The organism is Chelativorans intermedius (assembly GCF_025398255.1).
Lineage (GTDB): Bacteria > Pseudomonadota > Alphaproteobacteria > Rhizobiales > Rhizobiaceae > Chelativorans > Chelativorans intermedius.
In genome coordinates, this window is the sequence record NZ_JAODNW010000002.1 from 121,316 (window position 1) to 142,808 (window position 21,493).

Annotated in this window: 19 protein-coding genes; 7 read left to right on the top strand and 12 right to left on the bottom strand. The window is 62.5% G+C overall.

Annotated elements, in window-relative coordinates; genetic code table 11:
• Window positions 1-2: 2 nt before the first annotated feature.
• From NYR58_RS02790 to NYR58_RS02805, 4 genes are all read right to left on the bottom strand, one after another.
• Complete coding sequence (locus tag NYR58_RS02790) at window positions 3-1,304, bottom strand: TRAP transporter large permease (protein WP_261518948.1); 1,302 nt, start codon at window positions 1,302-1,304, stop codon at window positions 3-5.
• The gene (locus tag NYR58_RS02795; RefSeq protein ID WP_261518949.1) at window positions 1,301-1,816 is read right to left on the bottom strand and encodes a TRAP transporter small permease; all 516 of its coding nucleotides are present in this window, start codon (window positions 1,814-1,816) and stop codon (window positions 1,301-1,303) included. Before NYR58_RS02795 ends, NYR58_RS02790 begins: the two co-directional genes overlap by 4 nt.
• 67 nt (window positions 1,817-1,883) lie before the next feature.
• Window positions 1,884-2,870 (bottom strand): TRAP transporter substrate-binding protein DctP, encoded by a 987-nt coding sequence (dctP, locus tag NYR58_RS02800; RefSeq protein ID WP_261518950.1) that lies wholly within the window; start codon window positions 2,868-2,870, stop codon window positions 1,884-1,886.
• Between the two features lie 166 nt (window positions 2,871-3,036).
• The gene (locus NYR58_RS02805; protein WP_315903318.1) at window positions 3,037-3,918 is read right to left on the bottom strand and encodes a shikimate dehydrogenase; all 882 of its coding nucleotides are present in this window, start codon (window positions 3,916-3,918) and stop codon (window positions 3,037-3,039) included.
• Between the two features lie 151 nt (window positions 3,919-4,069).
• Here NYR58_RS02805 and NYR58_RS02810 point away from each other — a divergent pair, with 151 nt between their 5' ends.
• Window positions 4,070-4,747 carry a TetR/AcrR family transcriptional regulator gene (locus NYR58_RS02810; RefSeq protein ID WP_261518951.1) on the top strand — a complete coding sequence of 226 codons (678 nt, stop codon included), beginning with the start codon at window positions 4,070-4,072 and terminating at the stop codon, window positions 4,745-4,747.
• Window positions 4,748-5,034: 287 nt separating this feature from the next.
• Here the strand turns inward: NYR58_RS02810 and NYR58_RS02815 are convergent, their stop codons facing one another.
• The 8 genes from NYR58_RS02815 to NYR58_RS02850 form a co-directional block, all read right to left on the bottom strand.
• Window positions 5,035-5,913: a 2-oxo acid dehydrogenase subunit E2 gene (locus tag NYR58_RS02815; RefSeq protein WP_261518952.1), complete on the bottom strand. Its 879-nt coding sequence runs from the start codon at window positions 5,911-5,913 to the stop codon at window positions 5,035-5,037.
• Between the two features lie 10 nt (window positions 5,914-5,923).
• A complete protein-coding gene (locus NYR58_RS02820) occupies window positions 5,924-7,354 on the bottom strand; it encodes an NAD-dependent succinate-semialdehyde dehydrogenase (protein ID WP_261518953.1) in 1,431 nt (476 codons plus the stop codon).
• 15 nt (window positions 7,355-7,369) lie between these two features.
• Window positions 7,370-8,656 carry a biotin/lipoyl-containing protein gene (locus NYR58_RS02825; protein WP_261518954.1) on the bottom strand — a complete coding sequence of 429 codons (1,287 nt, stop codon included), beginning with the start codon at window positions 8,654-8,656 and terminating at the stop codon, window positions 7,370-7,372.
• A complete protein-coding gene (locus NYR58_RS02830; RefSeq protein WP_261518955.1) occupies window positions 8,646-9,641 on the bottom strand; it encodes an alpha-ketoacid dehydrogenase subunit beta in 996 nt (331 codons plus the stop codon). The genes NYR58_RS02825 and NYR58_RS02830 overlap by 11 nt, the downstream gene beginning before the upstream one ends.
• 12 nt (window positions 9,642-9,653) lie before the next feature.
• Window positions 9,654-10,667 (bottom strand): thiamine pyrophosphate-dependent dehydrogenase E1 component subunit alpha, encoded by a 1,014-nt coding sequence (locus NYR58_RS02835; protein ID WP_261518956.1) that lies wholly within the window; start codon window positions 10,665-10,667, stop codon window positions 9,654-9,656.
• Between the two features lie 57 nt (window positions 10,668-10,724).
• Window positions 10,725-12,023, bottom strand: coding sequence for a M24 family metallopeptidase (locus NYR58_RS02840; RefSeq protein WP_261518957.1), 1,299 nt, complete (start codon window positions 12,021-12,023; stop codon window positions 10,725-10,727).
• A 64-nt stretch (window positions 12,024-12,087) separates the two neighbouring features.
• A complete protein-coding gene (locus NYR58_RS02845) occupies window positions 12,088-12,897 on the bottom strand; it encodes an SDR family NAD(P)-dependent oxidoreductase (RefSeq protein WP_261518958.1) in 810 nt (269 codons plus the stop codon).
• Window positions 12,898-12,909: 12 nt separating this feature from the next.
• Window positions 12,910-14,880 (bottom strand): ABC transporter substrate-binding protein, encoded by a 1,971-nt coding sequence (locus NYR58_RS02850; RefSeq protein WP_261518959.1) that lies wholly within the window; start codon window positions 14,878-14,880, stop codon window positions 12,910-12,912.
• 79 nt (window positions 14,881-14,959) lie between these two features.
• Between NYR58_RS02850 and NYR58_RS02855 the strand changes: the two genes are divergently transcribed.
• The 6 genes from NYR58_RS02855 (at window position 14,960) to NYR58_RS02880 (ending at window position 21,477) form a co-directional block, all read left to right on the top strand.
• Window positions 14,960-15,919: a sugar ABC transporter substrate-binding protein gene (locus tag NYR58_RS02855; protein WP_261518960.1), complete on the top strand. Its 960-nt coding sequence runs from the start codon at window positions 14,960-14,962 to the stop codon at window positions 15,917-15,919.
• Between the two features lie 479 nt (window positions 15,920-16,398).
• Window positions 16,399-17,373 carry an ABC transporter permease gene (locus NYR58_RS02860; protein ID WP_261518961.1) on the top strand — a complete coding sequence of 325 codons (975 nt, stop codon included), beginning with the start codon at window positions 16,399-16,401 and terminating at the stop codon, window positions 17,371-17,373.
• Window positions 17,374-17,385: 12 nt separating this feature from the next.
• The gene (locus NYR58_RS02865; protein WP_261518962.1) at window positions 17,386-18,387 is read left to right on the top strand and encodes an ABC transporter permease; all 1,002 of its coding nucleotides are present in this window, start codon (window positions 17,386-17,388) and stop codon (window positions 18,385-18,387) included.
• Entirely contained in the window at window positions 18,384-19,904 is a 1,521-nt protein-coding gene (locus NYR58_RS02870) for a sugar ABC transporter ATP-binding protein (protein ID WP_261518963.1), read from the top strand. Before NYR58_RS02865 ends, NYR58_RS02870 begins: the two co-directional genes overlap by 4 nt.
• Window positions 19,901-20,773: an NAD(P)-dependent oxidoreductase gene (locus NYR58_RS02875; protein ID WP_261518964.1), complete on the top strand. Its 873-nt coding sequence runs from the start codon at window positions 19,901-19,903 to the stop codon at window positions 20,771-20,773. Before NYR58_RS02870 ends, NYR58_RS02875 begins: the two co-directional genes overlap by 4 nt.
• Window positions 20,770-21,477: a ThuA domain-containing protein gene (locus tag NYR58_RS02880; protein WP_261518965.1), complete on the top strand. Its 708-nt coding sequence runs from the start codon at window positions 20,770-20,772 to the stop codon at window positions 21,475-21,477. The genes NYR58_RS02875 and NYR58_RS02880 overlap by 4 nt, the downstream gene beginning before the upstream one ends.
• Window positions 21,478-21,493 lie beyond the last annotated feature (16 nt).

Consider the following 21,493-nt stretch of genomic DNA (forward strand, 5'->3'; position numbering starts at 1 on the left):
AGTCAGCCGCCATATCCGAGCAGCCTCGGCAGCCAAAGCACGAGATCAGGGAAGAAGGTGATGAGGCCGAGCGCGCCAACCATGGCCCACAGGAACGGAAACACGTCGCGAACGAGCCGGCGCAGCGGTACGCCGGCAATCCGCGTCATGACAAAGAGAAGCAGACCGTAGGGTGGGGTAATGAGGCCGAGCATGATGTTGACAACGACCATGACGCCGAAGTGAACCATATCGATTCCGAGTGCCTGCGCCGTCGGGATGAGCACGGGCACCACGACCAGAAGAATGGTCGTGCCCTCCAGCAGGCAGCCGAGCAGCAAGAGTGCGATGTTGACGATGATCAGGAAACCGGTCGGAGAAAGATCGCGGGCGGTCAGGAACGCGCTCAGTGCCTGCGGGATGTTCTCCACCGTGACGACGTAATTGAAGACCATCGCGCCGGCGATCAGCATTCCGATGGATGCTGAGGTCCGTGCGCTTGACAGCACCGACCGATAGAAATCGCCTAAGCTTACGCTGCGGTAGAGAACCGTCGACACGAGAAGCGCGTAGGCTGCGGCGATGGCCGCCGCCTCCGTCGGCGTGGTGACACCGGAGTAGATGCCGCCGAGCAGGACCACAGGCATCATCAGCGTCGGCAGCGCCCGCCAGGTGATGCCCGGCAGGGCGCGAAGCGGCGTGGGCGGCTCGACCGGGAATCCCCTTCTGTGCGCATCGAAGACGACGATGATCATCTGCGAGAGGGCCATCAGCAGCCCCGGCACGACGCCTGCGAGAAACAGGTACCCGATCGAGGCGTCAGACACCAACGCGTAGATGATCATCGGGATCGAGGGCGGGATGATGGGCCCGATCACCGCTGTCGCCGCCGTCAGTGCCGCGGCATAGCTCGGCGGATACCTCTGATCTCTGGTCATGAGCTGCTGCATCATCTTGCCGGTTCCGGCGGCATCTGCGATCGCGGAGCCCGACATGCCCGCAAAGATGATCGACTGGAGGATGTTGACGTGAGCCAGCCCGCCACGGAACCGTCCGACCACCGCGTTGCAGAAGGCCATGAGCCGGTCCGTCATCGAGCCGATATTCATCAGCTCCGCGGCGAGGATGAACAGCGGCACGGCAAGGATGATGTAGTTGAAATACATGCCGTTCAGCAGCTGCTCGGCGGCGGTTCCCATGTCGAGCCCCGAAAGCATCAGGTAGAGAATGGAGCCGGCGATCATGGCGTGGCCGATCGGCAGGCCCAGGAAGGCAAGCCCGGTGATTGCCACGAGCGACAGGGAGAAAGGGCTGGCCAAGCTCATACGCCGGAGCCCGCTTCCGTCGGGTCGAACGCATCGACGTCGCGACCGGTAAGCACCTGCCAGGACAGCCAGATGTAGCGGGCGATCACGGCCAGAACGAAGACAATGTAGATGGAGAAGACCCAATCGAAGCGCAGCTTGAGATAGGAGCTCTTCTCGACCTTCATGAAGGTGACGTAGTCGACAACCGCCGGAAAGGAGTATCCGTAGAGGAATAACAGAGCCGCGGCCGAAAGCAGAAACATGATCCGGCGAAGCCGCGGCCCGGCAGAAGCGTAAAGCAGATCGAAGCGCACCTCCTCCTCTTCTCGCACCACGAGGGCCGCACCGAAGAGGACAATCCAGATCCAGAGGATGGAGCTGAGCTCGTTCGTCCATCCAACGGGCAGGTTCAGCGCGTAGCGGAAAAGGACCTGCAGCAAAAAGGCAAGGAACATCACGCCAAGCATGAGCGCGAGAAGGTTTTCCGCACGGCGATAGAGCCAGAGACCGACCCGTGATTTCGATGGCATGCGGTTCATTCCTGCTGAATGCGGTAAACCAGCCCGCCGCGGGCCATGCCCGTGGCGGGCCGGGCACTCAAAGCGCGTTGATCTTCTCGACCATGCCTTCCGGCCAGTCCTTGGCCAGGACGGAGGCAAGATACTTCTGCTGCACATGCTCGCGGAAGGCCTCGCGGTCAGGCTCATAGATCTTCAGGCCTTTCTCCTTGAAGGAGTCGGCCAGCTCGGCTTCGCGCGTGAGATGTTTTTCCGTTGAGAAGTCGATGGCCGCATCCGCTGCCGCCTGGAAGCGGGCCTGGGTGTCCGCATCCATTTCGTCCCAAACCTTCTTTGACACGGTCAGCAGGTCAAAGCCGACGAGGTGAGAGGTGAGCACGATCTGCGACATCACCTCGTAGAACTTCATGTTCTCGACATTCGGCAGCGGATTGTCCTGTCCGTCGATCGCACCGGTCTGCAGGCCCGTATAGACCTCGGCATAGGCCATCGGCGTGGGATTGGCGCCAAGCGCCTCTCCAAGAAACTGCCATGCGTCTCCGGGGGGCATGCGCAGCTTGATGCCTGCCAGGTCTGCGGGCGTGCGGATCTCCTTTTCCGGCTTGAGGCCAACCTGGCGAACGCCGAAATAGGTCGGCCCAAGAATCTTTATGCCAAGCTGATCCTCGGCCATTCCCTTCAACTCGGCGCCGGGCTCGCTGTTGAAGAAGGTCCTTACATGGGCCGCGTCCCGGAACAGGTAACCGGCGGTCACGATCGACCAGGCCGGGATCTGCTTGGAGATGTCCTGCGGCGCAATGTTGCCCATTTCGAGATTGCCCCGCTGCAGCGCGACGAGCTCGGTACCCTGCTTGAAGAGGTTGCCGCCGTAGTAGCCTTCAAAAGTGAAGTCGTCGGCGATCGCGTCGGCAAACCTCTGCATCATCTCCGCGCGGATATCCTGTTCCGAGAACACCGCGGAGAAGCGGAGCTTCGGCTTGTCTTGCGCCCGTGCCGGAAAGGTTGCGGATGCGGCGAGGCCGCCGGTTGCGATGATGAACTGGCGGCGATTGATGGTGATGTTCATGCTTTCCTCCCTTTTGCGATGGTTGATCTTGCGGCCCTCGCGGGTCCCGCTTTCGGTTGAGCACGCTGCATACCGTTGATGTTGCGGGCCATGCGATTCTCCGCCTTCCCAGCTCCGGGACAGGCTCCGATGCGTTCGTCGTCGCGAGCGATTACCGCAGCCTGGCTCATGCTGTTGCCTCGAAATGCCTGGCCATCGCGGTCATGTCCGTCCTCCGTCCGGTGAAAAGCTCGAAGGCGCGGACTGCCTGCCCGATCGCCATGCCCATCCCGGGAAGAACCTTGCAGCCCAGGCGGCGTGCATGGCGCAGAAGCTCTGTCTCCCTCGGGAAATAGACGATTTCGGCCACCCAGTGGTGGGACGCCAGGAGTTCGCCCGGAAAGGGCATCCCGGGATACTGCGCCATTCCCACAGGTGTCGCGTTGACCAGACCATCGGCCGCGGCGACCGCTTCCTGGACATTCGTTTCCGCACGGGCCGAGCCACCGGTGGCAATGTTCATGCGCTCTGCCAGGCGTTCCGCCCGTCCGGCTTGGGTGTCGATGATCGCGAGATCCTTCACACCCAGCTTGATGAGGGCATAGGCGACCGCAGCCCCCGCTCCGCCAGCCCCGAACTGGACCACGCGGTCAAGGCGAACACCTGCCATGTCCCGTCTGAAACTTTCCGCAAAGCCCCAGCAGTCGGTATTGTGACCGAAGCGCAACCCGTCCTTCAACACCACCGTATTGACGGCACCGACCACCTGGGCTGCATCCGACAACTCATCGAGAAGTGGCAGGATTTCCTGCTTGTAGGGGAACGTGACGTTGAAACCGGAAAAGCCGAAATATTCGGCGAAGCGGACGAGTTGAGAGATCGGCGGTGCCGGATCGCCCATGAGATCGGCATCAATCAGCCGGTAGATGTAAGCGATGCCCTGAGCGCGCCCCTCCGCTTCGTGCATGGCAGGGGTGCGCGAAAGCTGAATCCCGCGGCCAATGAGACCGACCAGCACGCCGCCGCGTGATGATGGCTGCATTCGCCCGGCTTCAGCGCTGATCGCCACAGGCTTCAAGTCTGACCCTCCCTCATGGCCACGCATCCATTCCTCGAAGCGCGCCATACGATGCAATTTGAACTATCCAGTTAATTCAGTCAAGGACTTTGAACGAACCGGTTAATTCGTGTAAGACCGCCGCAGCGAGGAGACCGCGGGCATGGGCGAGAAGGATCTGGAGCTACAGAAGGGCATCGGCCGTGGTGGCTGGAAGCAGGATCCCGCCGGCGTGCAGTCGAATATCCTCGCCGTCGCGACATCGGAATTTGCCGCCAACGGCCTGTCGGGCGCGCGCATGGACGAAATCGCGGCCAAAACGCGCACTTCGAAGCGCATGATCTACTACTATTTTGGCGACAAGAACGGGCTCTACCGCCGCGTACTCGAAGAGGCGTACCGGAAGGTGCGTGAAGGGGAGCGCCATCTGGATCTCGAGCATCTGCCGCCGGTGGAAGCGCTTAGGCGTCTTGTCGAGTTCACCTTCGATCACCACAGCAGCAATCCCGATTTCATCCGTCTGGTGATGATCGAGAACATCCACCATGGAGCGTATATTCGACAGTCGGAGCTGATTGGGCGCCTCAATGCCGGTGCGGTCGAGAAGCTGGAGGCGATCTGCCAGCGCGGCAAGGAGGCGGGCATTTTCCGTGACGATGTCGATCCGTTGGAGCTGCATTGGCAGATAAGCGCGCTCAGCTTCTTCAACGTGTCCAACCGGGCAACATTCTCCCTGATTTTTGGAGAACGCCTTTACAGCACCGCCGGCCAGGAAACTTTACGCCAGCATGTGGTGACAATGGTGCTGCGCTTTGCCGTCAAACCAGGCCATGCGTCCTGATCCGGGATGACCAGCTCGGTGACAGGGCTCCGGCGGCATGCAGCGCCACCGTCGAAGGAATGCAGACGTCGTTCAGGCAGGCACCGCCGCGCCTCATCGGCTGATCAGCTACGGCATCTTGTAGCCGGATGGAATCATCTGGCGTCGCACAGATGCGGCAAAAACAAATAGATGAACCGGTCCAGGATTGGATGCCGGCTCAGATCGCGGCCAGGAGGGCACGCGCAAGCCTCCGGAACCGGCCCCGGACCGATGAAACCGGCATGTTGTCCAGCCGTCTCCGTCTCTCAGATCATGATCCGCCGGGGATCGGCAATGAGTCCGACGAGATGGGTCATGAACCGCGCCGCCTCGGCCCCATTGATCACCCGATGATCGTAGCTGAGATGCAGCGGCACCATCGGCACCGGTTTGAAGGCCTCACCGTCCCAGACCGGCACGGTCTCGGTTCGGGTGATGCCGAGGATCGAGACCTCGGGCGGATTGACGATCGGCGAAAAGGCGCTGCCGCCGATACCCCCGAGATTGGTGATCGTCGTCGACGCACCGCCCATCTCCTTCGCCGTCACCTTTCGATTCTGTGCCCGCGCGGCGAGATCCGCGATCTCCGCGGCGATCTGCCAGATGCCCTTGCGGTCGACATCGCGCACCACCGGCACCATCAAACCATGTGCGGTATCGACCGCGATGCCGATATGCACATAGTCTTTCACAATCAGCGTCTTGCCGTCCGGGCTGAGCGAAGCGTTGAAGCGCGGAAACGCACGCAGGGCCCGTGCCAGCGCCTTTGCCTGAAACGCCAGCGCGGTGAGCCTGATGCCGCGCGCCGCGGCTTCCGATGTCAAGGCCTTGCGGAGTGCCTCGATGGCCGAAACATCCGCGCGGTCGTGGTGCGTGACCTGTGGGATCAAGGCATTTGCCGCCGAAAGATTGGCGGCAGCGACCCGCGCGAAACGGCTTACCGGCTCCTCGGACACCGCCCCATAGGCCGCGTGATCAACATTCCAGTAAGACACGTCCGCGGCTGCGTTGGCGGCGGGCTTGCCGCCATCCAGATCCTCCCGCGCGATCGAGGTGCGGCCGAGCTCTCTTGCCAATTTTTCAAGGTCGATGCCCTTCTTCCGGGCAAGGGCCCGGACCGAGGGCGGTGCGATCACATCGGTCATGACCCCTCCATTACCAGCTTGCCGAGATGTACTGGGTTTCCATGAATTCGAGCATGCCCTCATGCCCGCCTTCCCGGCCAAGCCCCGACTGCTTCATCCCGCCAAACGGCGCGGCGGGGTCCGAAACCAGTCCGCGGTTGAGCCCGACCATGCCATAGTCCAGGCGCTCACAGACCTGCAGGGCGCGCTTCATGTTCTGCGAGAAGACATAGGCGACAAGGCCATACATGGTGTTGTTGGCGCGGCGGATCACATCCTCCTGATCGGAGAAGGTCTGGATCGCGGCAACGGGGCCGAAGATCTCATCGTGCACGCAATCGGCGGTTTCCGGCACGTTCGACAGAACGGTGGGAGGGTAGAAGAATCCTCTGCCATCCGGCACCGCGCCACCGCATTCGATCCTGGCTCCCTTGGCCACCGCATCGCTGACGAAGGCGGCCACCTTGTCCCGGGTGTCGGCATTGACCAGCGGGCCGACATCGACGGTGGGATCCATGCCATTGCCCACCTTGAGCGCCATCATGCGCTCCGTCAGTTGGCGGGTGAACGCTTCCGCGATGTCCTCATGCACATAGATGCGGTTTGCCGCCGTGCAGGCCTCGCCCAGATTGCGCATCTTGGCGAGCATCGTGCCCTCGATCGCGGTCTGCATGTCGGCATCCTCGAACACGATGCAGGGCGCGTTGCCGCCCAGTTCCATCGCCGGCTTCAGCACCTGATCGGCGGCGGATTTGAGAAGCCTGCGTCCCACCCCGGTCGAGCCGGTAAAGCTGATCACGCGCACGCGGGGATCGTGCAGCATGTGATCGACCAGCGCACCGCTGCGCCTCGACGGCAGAACGTTGACCAGACCGGGCGGCACTCCCGCTTCTTCGAGCAGCGGCATAAGCGAAAGCATCGTCAGAGGGGTCTGCGAGGCCGGCTTGATGACGACACCACAGCCCGCCGCCAGCGCCGGAGCAATCTTTCGCGTGCCCATGGCGGCGGGATAATTCCAAGGCGTGACCAGCACCGCCAGACCGGCCGGCTTGTGCTGCACCATGATGCGCGCGCCGGAGGCGGGAGCACGGGCAATCAGCCCGTCTGCGCGCACCGCTTCCTCCGCAAACCAGCGGAAGAATTCGGCCGCATAGGTGGCCTCGCCCCTTGCGTCCGCTCCGGCCTTGCCATTCTCCAGCGTGATCAGCCGCGCGAAGTCGTCAAGCCGTGCGGTCATCAGCTCCCAGGCGCGGCGCAGCACCTCGGAGCGTTCGCGCGGGCTGCGCGCAGCCCATTGCGACATCGCCGCCTCGGCGGCGTCGAGGGCTGCGTCCGCATCGGCGGTCTCGGCCGAGGCCACAGAGGCGAGCACCTCCTCTGTGGCCGGATTGACGACGTCGAAGCGCTCACCTCCCGCACCCGGCACCCATTGGCCGTTGATGTAAAGATTCGTGCATTCCATGACGTTCTCCATGGCTCAGAGAAGATGGCGAAGCGGCTCTTCCATCCGGCCGGCAAAATCGGACAGAAGGCTCAAGGCCTCGGTGGCGGTCAGATGATGGCTCGCGCATTCCAGGGTGATCGACAGGCCGCTGCCGGAGGAGGTGAGCGTTAAAACCGGCACCTCCTCGGGGCCGAGATCGACCGCGCTGACGGGGCTTGCGCGCAGGTCGCGCACGCGCAGGTCCGGCGTGCTGTCGGGGTCGGCCTCGGTGAGGCCGCTCAGCGGCCCGGACGGAACGGTGTAGCTGCGGGCCTGCCCCCATCTCTCGACCACAACCGTTGCCTCCTCGCCAGGCAGACCCGCCGCCGCAAAGCCCGCCAGCAGGGCATTCGAGTCGGTCAACCCGGCATGCTGCGCCGCCCATACGGCAAAATCGGAAAAACCTTCGACGGGAAGCTGCGCGATCAGGCGGCGTGCGGCCGGGCTTGCGGACTGTGCCGAACGGGCCGGCAGCTTTCTCAGAATCTCGAGATCGGCGGCGTGATAAGGTTGCGGATAACCGGCTTCGACCAGATGGCCCAGGTCCAAACCTTCCTGCAGGGCCAGCCGCCGCGCCTTGGGCGAGGCAAGGATGCGGCCGCTGGCTTCGCCCCGCGCAGGGCCTCTTGCCGCCGGCGCAGGCATGGCCGGCTTTTTCGTCTCTGGCCTCGGGGCAGGGGCGCTTGCCGGCGTCCTCCCGGTCGCCGCCGAGCGGCTGACCTGCACCGTTTGTGCCGGTTTCTCGGCGGAAATCACCGCAATGGTCTCGCCAACGGGCGCTTCCTCGCCGGCTGCGATGAGCACGGCAGCAAGAAAGCCGTCGATCCCGGCCTCGACTTCCATGGTCGACTTGTCCGTCTCGACCTCAAAGAGGATGTCGCTGGCTGCCACCGCATCTCCCGGCGCCTTGTGCCACGCAACGATCAGACCCGTATCCTGGGCCATGCCGAGCGCCGGCATGATCACGGCCTCGCCCTCGGGCAGCGCGTCCCCGGCGGGCGCCTCGGCAACGGCTGCGGGCGGGGCCGCCCCGCCCCCTTCGGCTGTCTCCGATATCAGGGCGATGACATTGCCCACGGGCACCTCGTCGCCTTCCCTGGCCTGCACGTCGGTCAGATACCCGTCGCTCGGCGCCTCGACCTCCATCGTCGCCTTGTCGGTCTCCACCTCGAAAAGCGCGTCGCCCGCCTTGACCGCATCGCCGGGCTTCTTCAGCCAGCACAGGATTTTGCCGGTGTCCTGCGCCATGCCGAGTGCCGGCATGATAACCTCATGCGGCATGGATCATCTCCCCGGACACAAGCTTGCGTGCCTTCTCGACGACCGCTTCCGGCGTCGGCACGGTGAGATCCTCGAGCACCGGGCTGAAAGGCACGGGAACGTCCATCGCGCCCATTCGCAGAACCGGTGCGTCAAGGTGGTAGAAGGCCTTTTCGTTGATCCGGCTCGCGATCTCGCCGGTGATGCCGTAGCTCTGGTGGCCTTCGTCCACCACGATCACGCGGGAGGTCTTTTTCGCGGAATTGACAAGCGTTTCCTCGTCAAGGGGAACGATGGTGCGCGGGTCGATCACCTCGGCGCTGATGTTTTCGGCAGCCAGGATGTCGGCCGCCTTCTCGCACACCTGCACCATCGAGGACGTGGCGACCAGCGTGATGTCCTTGCCCGCGCGCTTGATCTCGGCTTGCCCGAAGGGGATCAGGTATTCCTCATCCGGCACCGGGGCCTTGTCGCTGTACATCAGCTTGTCTTCGAAGATCACGACTGGGTTGTTGTCGCGGATCGCGGTCTTCATCAGGCCCTTGGCCTCGTAGGCGCTGGAGGGCAGTGCAACCTTCAATCCCGGTATATGGGCCACCAGCGCGTGCAGCGACTGCGAATGCTGAGCGGCCGACCGGCGGGTCGCACCGAGATTGGTGCGAAGCACCAGCGGCACGCTCAGCTTGCCGCCGGACATGTAATGCGTCTTGGCCGCCTGGTTGCAGAGCTGGTCCATGATGAGGAAAATGAAATCCCCGAACATGAGGTCCACCACGGGCCGCGCGCCGGTCATGGCGGCGCCCACCGCAATTCCCATGAAACCGGGCTCCGAGATCGGCGTGTCGATCACGCGCTGCGTGCCGAACTCCTCGACCAGGCCGGACAGCACCTTGAACGGCGTGCCCGCCTCTGCCACGTCCTCGCCGATGATGAAAACGGTCGGGTCGCGGCGCATTTCCTCTGCCAGCGCCTCATTCACCGCCTGCGAAAGGGTGATGTTTCGCATCTCAGGTTCTCCTCACGCGCCGGGCCGCAGGGTGTCGGGGTCGGTTGCGGCATAGACATGCATGTCAACCTCCGCTGCCTCGGGGTATCTGGCGGCCAGTGCATATTCGACCGCGGCCTTGGCATCGGCGCGCACCTCCTCCTCGATCGCCTGCAACTCCTTGGCGCTTGCGACGCCCTCATCCGTCAGCCACTTGCCGAAATTCACGATCGGGTCGCGGCGCTCTTTCCAGATCGCTTCCTCCTCCTTGCTGCGGTAGTAGTCGCGGTTGATGTCGCCGACGTGGTGGCCGTGATAGCGGTAGGTGACAAGCTCTATGAAGAAGGGGCCTTCGCCCCTGCGCGCGCGGCCCACCAGCTTTTGCGCCAGATCGTTGACCGCCAGCACGTCCTGCCCATCGACCCGGAAGCTTTCGATCCCGAAGGCCTCGGCGCGCGCGACGATCGAGCCTGCCGCGATCTCCTCGGTCTTTGTATATTCGGAATAGCCGTTGTTTTCGCAGGCATAGATCACGGGCAGCTTCCAAAGCGCGGCCATGTTCATGACCTCGTACAACAGCCCCTGCGCCGTGGCGCCATCGCCGAAGAAGCACACCGTCACGTCGTCCGAACCCTGCAATTTGGCGCGCAGGGCCGATCCGGTGGCGATCCCCATGGAGCCGCCCACGATGGCATTTGCCCCGAGGTTGCCATTGGACTGGTCCGCGATATGCATCGAGCCACCTTTGCCGCGGCAGTAGCCTTCCTCCCGGCCCAGCAGCTCGCAGAACATTTCCTTGAACCGGGCGCCCTTTGCGACGCAATGACCGTGGCCACGGTGGGTCGACGTTATCTTGTCGCTGACCCTGAGGGCCTCGCAGATGCCGACGGCAACAGCCTCCTCACCGGAATACATATGTGTCAGCCCCGGCATCTTGGCCGAGAGATAGAGCTGGTTCGCGTTGTCTTCGAAAACGCGGATGCGCACCATCTGACGGTACATCCGCAGGTAGTCTTCTGAATTGGTCTTCTTCTTGACCGGGCTCATGAGCGCATCTTTTCGGAAAAGAGCCCGGACCGTGAGGCCCGGGCGGTCTGAGGGGAGTCAGTAGCGGTTGGCGATCGGCAGCTCTTCGGCCGGGAACAGCGAAATCACTTCGCAGCCCCTGTCGGTGACGACCACCTCTTCCTCGATCCGTGCGGCCGAATATCCATCAGCGGCCGGGCAGTAGGTTTCCAGTGCGAAAACCATGCCGGTCTGGATCTCCATCGGATTGTCGAGGCTGACGGCACGGCTGATGATCGGCCTCTCGTGAAGGGCAAGGCCCAGCCCGTGGCCGAACTGCAGACCGAAGGCCGACAGCTCGTCGGGAAAGCCGAACTCCTGCGCCTTGGGCCACAGCTTGGCGACCTGGTCGGTGGTCACGCCCGGCTTGATCGCCTGAATGGCGGCGTCGAGCCATTCCCGGCATTTCACATAGGCATCGCGCTGGGCCGGGGTGGCACGGCCGATGTTGAATGTCCGATAGTAACAGGTCCGATAGCCCTGATAGGACTGCAGGATATCGAAGAACGCCTGGTCACCGGGGCGGAACAGCCGGTCGGTAAAGTTATGCGGATGCGGGTTGCAGCGCTCGCCCGAGATGGCGTTGATCGCCTCGACGTCGTCCGAGCCCATCTCGTAGAGCAGCTTGTTCGCAAGGGCGACGATGTCGTTTTCCCGCACGCCCGGTTTCAGCTCCTCATAGATCATATGGTAGACACCATCGACCATGCTGGCCGCCTGGGTCAGAAGCTGGATCTCGTCCCAGTTCTTGATCTCGCGCGCTGAAAGCATGATCTGCTGGCCGTCCACCACGGTCAGGCCGGCTTCCTGCAGCGCGTGAAACATGGCGGTTTCGGCATAGTCGACGCCCACCGGCATGTCGATCATTCCGGCATCGCGGATGAGCCCGGCAATATCTTCGGCATACTTCTTCATCAATCCGAAGCTTGGCGGGATGGTGCCGCGCATGCCGGTCACGCCGGCATGGCAATGGTCCGGCACAAGCCAGTCGGAATATTTGCGGTGGTGCACGGCGGCCGAACCGAAGTCCCAAACATGGGGCGCCTCATCACCGGTCAGGAGGCAGAACCGGCACATCTTGTCGCGTTCCCATTCGCCGATCTTGGTGGCCGAAACATAGCGGATGTTGTTTACGTCAAACAGAAGCAGCGAGCCGGCCTTGCTTTTCTTCAGCGCTTCGCGGGCGCGGCTCAGCCGATAGCGGCGCAGACGGTCATGGTCGATGCGCCGTTCGAAATCGACGGAAGTAAAACCCCAGGCAGGAAGCCGGCCCTCCCATTGCCAATGGGGTTCGAGATCCTGAGGCGTGAGGATGCTGGGGGTCAGGGCACGAGACATGTCACTCTCCTTTGGATGCGGTCATTCGCACCTATTTTATAATATTTTTCAATCGCTTAAGGTGCTATTGGATGCACCAGCCCCCGTCGATGTGGATCATCTGGCCGGTCATGTAGTCGCTGTCATCCGAGGCGAGGAAGGAGGCGGTGCCGACGATATCGTCGGGGTAGGAGACCCGTTTGATCTGCAGGAAGTTCTGGACGATATCGTCATAGGCCTGACCCTCGCGATCCTTGAAGCCGATGTCGACAAGGTCCTTGTCCAGCTGTTCCCACAGCGGGGTGACCACCACGCCGGGGGCATAGCCGTTGACGGTGATGTTGTGCTCGGCCAGCGCGACGGCGCCGCAATGGGTCAGCGCCAGACAGCCATATTTCGAGGTGCAGTAGACCGTCACGTCCACCAGGGGCTTGCGCGACGCGATGGAGCCCACATTGATGATCTTGTAGGGGTGATCCTTCATCGGCCCCTGCGCGATCATCTGGCGGGCCGCTTCCTGCATGCCAAGCCACATCGCCCTGGTGTTCACGTTCATGATCATGTCCCAGTTGTCTTCATCGATGTCCATGAAGAAGCGGGGCTTGTTGATGCCGGCGTTGAACAGGGCCACGTTCAGGTTTCCGAAGGCTTCCACCGTCGCAGCCACGGCGGCGGCATTGTCCTCACGCCGGGTGACGTCCGTCCTGACCGCAATCGCCCTGCCGTTGCCACCCTCGTTGATCCGGTCGGCAAGTTTCCTGGCCTCATCCAGATCGATGTCTGCAAGACAGACATTCGCACCCTGCCTGGCAAAGCTCTCGGCATTGGCCGCCCCCATGCCGCGCGCGGCACCGGTGATCAGGATGTTCTTACCTTTCAGGCGATCGGGGTTCATGATGCATTCCTCCTAAGTCACGTCGTCCCGTGTTCGTTGCATCAGCGCCTCGGCCCGGTTCTGGGCCTGGCGCAGGGCCGCGCGCGGGGTCAGGATGCCGCGCAGCATGTCGTGGAATTCCTCGCCGCAGATCTGGATGATGTCGCAGATCTCCGGCACCGGCGGGCGAGGCCAGAACTGCAGCTCGTCGCGCCACGACAGTTGATCGACGGCCTGGAAGATCGAGGACAGGCGGCGCACTTCCGGGTCCGCGCCGACCGAGTAGCGCGGCGCTGTTCGGCTGCCATTCTGCACGTAGAGCTTCTGGGCCTGCGGTGAGGTGAAGGCGATCAGCGCCTCGATGACATCGTCGAGGCGCTCCTCCGGCAGATTGGCCGGAATGCCCAGCACGTAACCGCCCACGGGCGCGAGCGGTCTGCCCATCGGGCCATGCGGGTGCGGCAGATAGCCGGTGTTGCCATATGCCGGCGAGGAGGGGTCGAGCTCGAAATAGGGCGCCAGCAGAGTGTAGCCATAGGCCATCGCCACCTGGCCTGCCGCATAAGGGCGTACCCGCTCGTACCACGACATCGACAGGATGTCGGGTGGCGAATATTTCAGAAGCGCCATCAGGAACTCGGCGGCGCGCAGCCCCGTCTCGGTGTCAATCGTCGGCCAGTAGCCGCGCCCGGCGAGATGGTCGGTCTCGAACCCGCCGGCATTCTCGGGCAGGTTCAATACGGGCTGGCCGAAATCGGCCATCGTCATCAGCACCGTGTGCCCAAGTGCCGTGCCGCGCGCTGCGTTCCACGTGATGCCATACCGACCCTGCCGCGGCAGATGAAAGGCAGCCGCCGCGGAAAGAAGCGCATCGGTGGTCGTTGGCGGCTCAAGCCCGGCTTCGGCAAACAGGTCCTTGCGATAGAACAGAAGCTCAGGCGTGGTCTGGGCCGGCACGCCATAGGGGCGACCGTTCCAATGCGCGGCCTTCCATCCGGCCGTGTGGAAGTCCGCCGGATCGAGCCGGGCGACGTCCATCACCTCGTCGAGCGGCATCAGCACGCCATGTTCGGCAAAACCACCGACCCACGGCAGATCGACGGCGATGATGTCATAGCGGCTGGTCTTGCGCTCGGCGTTGCGCACCGCCTCCTCGCGCAGCCGGTCGATGGAGAAGGCGCGCTGATGAATCCGCGTGCCGACGACCTGTTCGAACTGGCGCTTGAGGTTGTCCATCACCATGAAGGTCGGATCGGCATGAACCAGCATGCGGATACCGCCCGATACCTTCAGCGGCTCGGGCAGGACCTGCAAGGGCGGGATCGACCGACGCGACATGTAGGAGCCGCCATAGAAATAGTCGGAAGTATCCGCGGTGTGTTCCCTGCCGCCAAACCGCCCCTCGGCCAGACGCTTCACCCGGCCGGCGAGTTGCATCCACTGCTCCAGCAGCTTTTCACTGGGGTGCATCGAGAAGCTCTTGCCGCTTTTGGTGCGCGGACGCTGGTCAATCAGCCCGGCGTCGACCATTTCCCGCAGACGCCGGTTGGCTGTGGCGTAAGGCACGCGGCTCGCGCCGATCAGCGAGGTCGGGGTTACGGTCTTGGCTTCCAGATGCCTGCGGATCAGATGCAGCGCCATTCGGAAATAGGGGTTGGGCGCGAACAGCTCGATCGAACCCTCGAGCTCGTCGGCAAAATCATCCAGAAAGGACACGATCTGAAGCATCTCGGTTTTCGCCTGCGGCGAAACCAGAAGCTCCTCACGATGTCGGCCCATTGCGTTCATTGGATGCGTCTGCGCCTTCCAGGTCCGATGCGGCGACAGCGCCGCCGATCGCGTCTTTTTGGATGAATCCGATTTAGGCATCGCGCCACTCCCCGAAAAATGTTCAACTTCGCACCCGGAGCCTATCGCCAAAATGTTCAGAATGGATATCAAGATGTCCGTTCTGGATATCACTGAGGCATCCTGGACGATCCGGAATTGGCAAAGTGTGGGCACTCATCCGACACACCGGATGACGCTTCCCCCGGTTGGGAAGACATGAAATCGAAACGGGATACTTCGGGAGGAGACCCACATGAACTATCGCAACGTACTGGCTGCGAGCACCGCCGCTGCCGCCCTGGCCTTCGCCAGTGCCGCTTCGGCCGAAACCTGGACCATCGGCATCACCCAGAACAATGTGGGCGTGGACAGCTACCAGACCACCTATGAGAAGGCCTTCATCGCGGCCGCCGAAGCCAATCCGAATGTCGAAGCCGTTGTGCTGGATGCCGGCGGCGATGTCGCACGCCAGATCGCCCAGATGGAAGACCTGATCCAGCAGGAAGTGGATGCCATCATCATCTGGCCAACCAACGGCGAAGCCGTCATCCCCGCCGTGCGCAAGGCGCACAAGGACGGCATCCCGGTGGTCGTGACGAACTCGAACATCGCCGAGGAAGGCTTCCCCTTCGTCAAGTCCTTCTCCGGGCCCGACAACATCACCCAGGGTGCCCGTGCCGCCGAGATCATGTGCGACCGTTTCAAGGAACTGGGCATCGCTGATGAGGCGCAGATCGTCGAGATCACCGGCCAGCCTGGCTATACGACCGCGATCGAGCGCTCGGAAGGCTTTCAGAATCGTCTCCCCGAAGTCTGCCCCAACGTGACGCTGCTGGAAAGCCAGCCCGGCGACTGGAACCGCGAGAAGGCGCAGAAGGTGATGGAAGCCTTCCTCGTCAAGTATGACGACATCGACGGTGTCTATTCCGGCGACGACAATATGGGCGTCGGGGCGCTGAACGCCGCCAAGGCCGCCGGAAGGGCCGACAAGATCGTCTTTGTCGGGGCTACCAATTTCGCCGTCGGCTACGAGGCGATGGAACGTGGCGAATACTGGGGCTCGATCTACCAGTCGCCGGTCGACGATGCCGAGGCCGCACTGCAGACAGCCATCGACGTTCTTGAAGGCAAGGATGTGCCGTTCCTGAACTATTTCGACACGCCGAAAATTACCCAGGAAAACATGGGCGAGTTCACCAAGCCGGTCTTCTAGACCGGCAGCCTCCCAGGGCGCGGCCAGGGCCGCGCCCGATCCGGCAGAAGACTTCCCCGGAGGGATCCATGGCCCGAGTTCCCGGCTGTTCTCGCGCCGCTCCACACGCTGCCCGCCGAAGGCGCTGGCGCCTTCTCGGCCCGTATCGACAGGGTGCCGCGCCGATCGCGCACGCACCGTTCTGCAAAACATGGTATCACCGTGATCGGCCCCGCACCCGACAGTGTGGCATCCGGTATGGTGCAACGGATCGATCCGGGCATGAAGGGGAATCGTTTGCCGCGGGGTGGCCTGCACAGGCCGGAAGGGATCTTGGGGCCGAAATCCTCAAAAAGGCCGGTTGAGGTGGGGCACGACATCAACGGGCACCCCGATGTCTCGTCTCGCCGGAAGAAAACCACATGGCCGGCCGGATCGTGATGATCGATGGCGGCACGACGCCGGTGTGATCAGCTCATCGGCGGAAGGGAGGAGAAGCCATGGCAGGGCTGACAAAGGAACAGATCGGCGGCATCCTGGCCCGGCAGGGCATTCTCGTCGCCTTCGCGCTGTTCATGATCGGGTTTTCGATCGCGAACGCGCGTTTTCTCGATCCCGACAACATCATGGGTGTGGTTCGCTCCTCGGCCATTCTCGGCGTGATGGCTCTGGGGGTGACGTTCGTTGTCATCAGCGGCAATCTCGACCTGTCGGTGGGGTCGATGATGTCGTTTTCCACCATCGTTGTTCTCGACCTGCACGACAAGATCGGCCCGACGCTGGCCATTCCGGCAATGTTCGCCATGACCCTGTGTCTTGGTGCTCTCATCGGGTTCCTGGTGGGATATCTGAAGCTCAATTCCCTGATCGTCACCCTGGGCATGCTGTCGGCCATTCACGGCCTGACGCTGACCTATTCGGGTGGAAAGAACATGGATATTGCCGACAAGGCCGGCACCTGGTTCGGCGTCTTCGGACAGGGCGACGCGCTCGGCATTCCCGTGCCCATCCTGATCTTCGTGCTGCTGGCGGCGGGGCTCGGCATCCTTCTTGCCAAGACACCCTTCGGGCGCAAGGTCTACGCCGTGGGCGGCAATCGCACCGCGGCGACATTCTCGGGCATCCGGCAGGCACGGGTTGTCTTCTCCTGCTACCTGATATCGGCTTTCTGCGTGGCCACTGCCGGCCTCATCCAGGCCGGCCGCTCACTGGGATCGCAGAATACCGTCGGTCAGGGGCTCGAACTTGAGGTGCTGGCCGCGGTCATACTCGGCGGCGCGTCGCTGATGGGCGGGTCGGGCACGATCTTCAAGACCGCGATCGGCGTGCTCATCCTCGGCTTCATTCAGAACGGCCTCCTGCTCGTCGGCCTGCAATTCTACGCCCAGTATGTCGTGACCTGGATCATCATCATCCTTGCGGTTTGGCTCGATATCGCGGCCAAGCGCGGCAGGCTGTGGTCCCCGATCGCTTGAGGAGAAGAAACCATGCAAGCGGGTACTCTCAGCACGTTTCTCAAACGCGGAGCGATATGGGGCTTTATCGTTCTGGAGCTGATCTTCTTCTCCGTGGCGGGCGAGTTCCTGTCGCTCAGCGACAAGGCCTTCATGGATGCGGGAAACATGCTGCTGCTTCTGAAGCAGACCGCTCCGCTGGGCATCATTGCCATGGGCATGACCATCATCATGATCAACGGCAATATCGACCTTTCGGTCGGCGCGACCTTCGCCCTGTGCGCGATCGTGCTTCTGGACAGCTTGACCTGGCCGATCTTTGCCGGACTGGGCGACGGCGTCATCCCGGTCGCCTGGGCACTGGCGCTCTTGACCGGCATCGCGCTGGGCGCGCTGAACGGCCTGATCGTCTGGAAGACGGGGGTTGACGCCTTCATCGTGACGTTGGGCTCGATGCTCGGCTATCGCGGCCTGGTGTTCATGTACAACGGCGAACAACCCACCAGCCATCTGAACTGGACGCTGGTGGATTTTGCCGAGGCGCAATGGCTGGGCCTGCACACCGCCACCTGGTTCCTTTTGTTCGTTACCGTGGCGATCTGGTTCCTGATGAACCGCACCGTCCACGGACGCAACGCCTATGCCATAGGCGACAACCGCACCGCCGCCGTCAATGCCGGGATCCGCGTTGGCCCCCATATGATGATCAACTTCATGATCATCGGTTTCCTGGCGGCGCTTTCGGCGGTGGTATTCTATTCGGAATCCGGCTCGGTGAACCCCAATGATGGCGAGCTCTACGAGCTCTGGGTCATCACCGCCGTCGTTCTGGGCGGCACCAAGCTGACCGGCGGATCAGGCTCGATCATATCCACCTTTGGGGGCGTTCTGGCAATTCAGCTTCTTCGCAAGGGCCTCGCGCATATCGGCACCAATACCGAAACCGTCAATCTCGTGATCGGTCTGATCCTGATCGCCGTGTTGTTCCTGGATCGCCAGCTCAACCTCAAGGGCAAAGAGGAGTTGAAGGTATGATCGATCGGGCCCCGGTCCTGCGCCTCGAGCACATCGTCAAGACCTTCCCGGGCGTCCGGGCTCTTGACGACGTCTCCCTCTCCGTCCTGCCGGGAGAGGTGCACGCCCTGATGGGGGAAAATGGCGCGGGCAAATCCACCCTGATGAAAGTGCTGGGCGGCATCTATCAGCCGGATGCGGGCCAGATCGTCGTTGACGAGAAACCCGTCGTCATGGCCTCGCCCCTTGAGGCGAAGGCCAGGGGCATCGTCTTCATCCATCAGGAGCTGAGCCTCGCCGGGGAACTGACCGTTGCGGAAAACATCTATCTGGGCGAGCTGCCGCGCAAGCGGTTCGGGTTGGTGGACTGGGATACGCTCTATTCGCGAACAGACGCGATTCTCGAAAAGCTCAAGGTGGGCTTCGATGCCCGAACCCTGGTTGGAAGCCTGTCGATCGCCAATCAGCAGATGGTCGAAATCGCCCGTGCCCTCACCGTCGATGCGAGGGCCGTGATCTTCGACGAACCCACGGCCTCGCTGACCGATGCCGAAAAGGTGGTGCTGTTCGACGTGATCGAGGATCTGAAGGCGCACGGGGTGGGGATCATCTACATCTCGCATCGTATGGAAGAGATTTTCCGCATCACCGACCGGATCACCGTTCTGCGCGATGGCACCCATCAGGGCACGGTCAACACCGCCGAGACGGATGAAGAGGCTGTCACCCAGCTGATGATCGGCCGCAAGCTCGATCTCAGCCGCAATGTCAGCCATCACGAGATTGGGGATGTGGCGCTGGAGGTGCGCGGCCTGTCCTGCGGGCATTTGTTCAAGGATATCAGCTTCGAGGTATATCGCGGCGAGGTGGTCGGATTCTATGGCCTCGTCGGCGCCGGTCGCACCGAGATCGCTGAAACATTGTTCGGACTGCGCGATCCCAGCGACGGAAAGATCCTGCTCGACGGCAAGGAAGTGCGCATCGCCTCCCCGGCTGAAGCCATCGCGCGAGGCATTTCGTTGGTGCCCGAGGACCGCAAGGGCCAGGGTCTGATCCTGGGAATGAACTGCCGGGACAACATCACCCTGCCGCAGATCGACGATCTGAAGGCGGGGCCATTCGTGGACGAAGGATCCGAAATTGCGATTTTCGACAAGTACCGCGATCGCCTCGACATCCGTACGCCCGGCTGGAAGCAGCTTGTCGGCAATCTCTCCGGGGGAAACCAGCAGAAGATCGTGATCGGCAAGTGGCTTGCCATGCACCCCAGTGTGCTGATCCTGGACGAGCCGACCCGCGGCATCGACGTGGGATCGAAATCGGAAATCCACAATCTGATCCGCGAACTGGCAGCCCAAGGCTATGCGGTCATCGTGATCAGCTCGGAAATGCCCGAAGTGCTGCACGTCAGCGACCGCATCATAGCCATGTATTGCGGTCGCATCATGCGCACCTTCACCTCGGATGAGGTGAACGAGGAAAACCTGATCCAGGCGATTTCCGGTATCGGCACAGAGAACGGGAACAGCACCGCATGATGCAGGTGGGTTTTGCCGGACTGGGGCGGATGGGCATGCACATGGCGCGCAATCTTGCCCGTGCCGGCCACGATCTGACGGTGTGGAACCGTAGCCGGGCCAAGGCCGAGGCGCTGGCGGCCGAGATCGGATGCGAAGTCGCCGGCACGCCGCGCGAGCTTGCCACCCGGACAGATGTGGTGGTCACCATGTTGGCCGACGATCCGTCGTCCGCACTCGTGCATTTCGGAGCCGACGGGCTCTTTTCCGGGAAAGGCGCAAACCACTTCATCGAAATGGGCACAATGAGCCCTGATCACATCGCGGAGCTCGTCAGAAACGCGCCCGCAGGCACGGTCGTCCTCGACGCTCCGGTGTCAGGTGCAATTCAAGCGGCGGAAGCGGCCGAGCTGATGATCATGGTTGGCAGCGACGCACCCACCGCGGCGCCATTGAGGCCCCTTTTCGAGGCCATCGGCAAGCGGACGATCTTCCTTGGGAAGACGGGTGCGGGCGCGGTTATGAAGCTCGCCGTCAATTCGCTGATCCACGGCATCAACCAAGCCCTCGCAGAGGCGATGAATCTGGTCGAGGAAGCCGGGATCGCTCCGCGGATCGCTTTTGACACGATCGAAGCCAGCGCAGCCTGCGCACCCATGCTGAAATATCGGCGACCTCTTTATCTGGACGAGGCTTCTCACGCGGTAACGTTCACGGTTGCACTGGCGCGCAAGGACATGGAAATGACCATCGCGTTGGCCGAACGCTTCGGCGTGCCGATGCCACAGGCGCGCGTGACACTCCACAAGCTGAAACAGGCCGAAGAAGCCGGCTACGACCAGCGGGACATGGCCTCCATGCTCGATTTCATGAAAGGGAAAAACACATGAAAGCGGCGCTTTTTGTTGGCGGCTGGAAGGGGCATGCCCCCACCGACTTCGCTGTTTGGTACAGGGGGCTGCTTGAAGAAAACGGCTTCACAGTCGATGTCCACGACACGTTGGAGCCGCTCGAGACCCCAGAAGATCTCGCCGAGCTCAGCCTCATTACGCCGATCTGGTCTTCGGCTCGCTCGGGGCACCGCGAAGAATTCGGCAACATGACCAAGCCCCAGGAGGATGGGCTTTTGAAGCTCATTGCGAACGGGTGTGGCATCGCCGGCTGGCATGGCCACATGGGCGATGCCTTCCGCGACCGGCCAACCTACCATTTTCTCATCGGCGGCCAGTTCGTGGCGCATCCGCCGGGCTGGCCCGACAACCTGCAGCCCAGGGAGGACTACATCGACTACGATGTGACGATCTGCCGTCCCGCCGATCCGATCGTTCAGGGAATCAAGAGCTTTCGGATGAGGTCGGAGCAATATTACATGCTGGTGGATCCATCGAATGAGGTGCTGGCGACCACGACGTTCTCGGGAGATCACCTGTGGTGGATCGAAGGCACGGTGATGCCTGTGGCCTGGAAGCGCCGCTGGAACAAGGGCCGGGTCTTCTATTGTTCGATCGGTCACGAGCTCGATGATCTGAGGGTGCCCCAGGTCACCGAAATCATGCGTCGCGGCGCGATCTGGGCGGCAGGTGGAGAACTTTGAGCCATAGAGTCCCCGC

Bases quoted from the DNA above. Each gene is read 5' to 3' on its own strand.
- NYR58_RS02790 (WP_261518948.1), bottom strand. From the start codon at position 1,304: ATGAGCTTGGCCAGCCCTTTCTCCCTGTCGCTCGTGGCAATCACCGGG.
- NYR58_RS02795 (WP_261518949.1), bottom strand. From the start codon at position 1,816: ATGCCATCGAAATCACGGGTCGGTCTCTGGCTCTATCGCCGTGCGGAA.
- dctP (WP_261518950.1), bottom strand. From the start codon at position 2,870: ATGAACATCACCATCAATCGCCGCCAGTTCATCATCGCAACCGGCGGC.
- NYR58_RS02810 (WP_261518951.1), top strand. From the start codon at position 4,070: ATGGGCGAGAAGGATCTGGAGCTACAGAAGGGCATCGGCCGTGGTGGC.
- NYR58_RS02815 (WP_261518952.1), bottom strand. From the start codon at position 5,913: ATGACCGATGTGATCGCACCGCCCTCGGTCCGGGCCCTTGCCCGGAAG.
- NYR58_RS02820 (WP_261518953.1), bottom strand. From the start codon at position 7,354: ATGGAATGCACGAATCTTTACATCAACGGCCAATGGGTGCCGGGTGCG.
- NYR58_RS02825 (WP_261518954.1), bottom strand. From the start codon at position 8,656: ATGCCGCATGAGGTTATCATGCCGGCACTCGGCATGGCGCAGGACACC.
- NYR58_RS02830 (WP_261518955.1), bottom strand. From the start codon at position 9,641: ATGCGAAACATCACCCTTTCGCAGGCGGTGAATGAGGCGCTGGCAGAG.
- NYR58_RS02835 (WP_261518956.1), bottom strand. From the start codon at position 10,667: ATGAGCCCGGTCAAGAAGAAGACCAATTCAGAAGACTACCTGCGGATG.
- NYR58_RS02840 (WP_261518957.1), bottom strand. From the start codon at position 12,023: ATGTCTCGTGCCCTGACCCCCAGCATCCTCACGCCTCAGGATCTCGAA.
- NYR58_RS02845 (WP_261518958.1), bottom strand. From the start codon at position 12,897: ATGAACCCCGATCGCCTGAAAGGTAAGAACATCCTGATCACCGGTGCC.
- NYR58_RS02855 (WP_261518960.1), top strand. From the start codon at position 14,960: ATGAACTATCGCAACGTACTGGCTGCGAGCACCGCCGCTGCCGCCCTG.
- NYR58_RS02860 (WP_261518961.1), top strand. From the start codon at position 16,399: ATGGCAGGGCTGACAAAGGAACAGATCGGCGGCATCCTGGCCCGGCAG.
- NYR58_RS02865 (WP_261518962.1), top strand. From the start codon at position 17,386: ATGCAAGCGGGTACTCTCAGCACGTTTCTCAAACGCGGAGCGATATGG.
- NYR58_RS02870 (WP_261518963.1), top strand. From the start codon at position 18,384: ATGATCGATCGGGCCCCGGTCCTGCGCCTCGAGCACATCGTCAAGACC.
- NYR58_RS02875 (WP_261518964.1), top strand. From the start codon at position 19,901: ATGATGCAGGTGGGTTTTGCCGGACTGGGGCGGATGGGCATGCACATG.
- NYR58_RS02880 (WP_261518965.1), top strand. From the start codon at position 20,770: ATGAAAGCGGCGCTTTTTGTTGGCGGCTGGAAGGGGCATGCCCCCACC.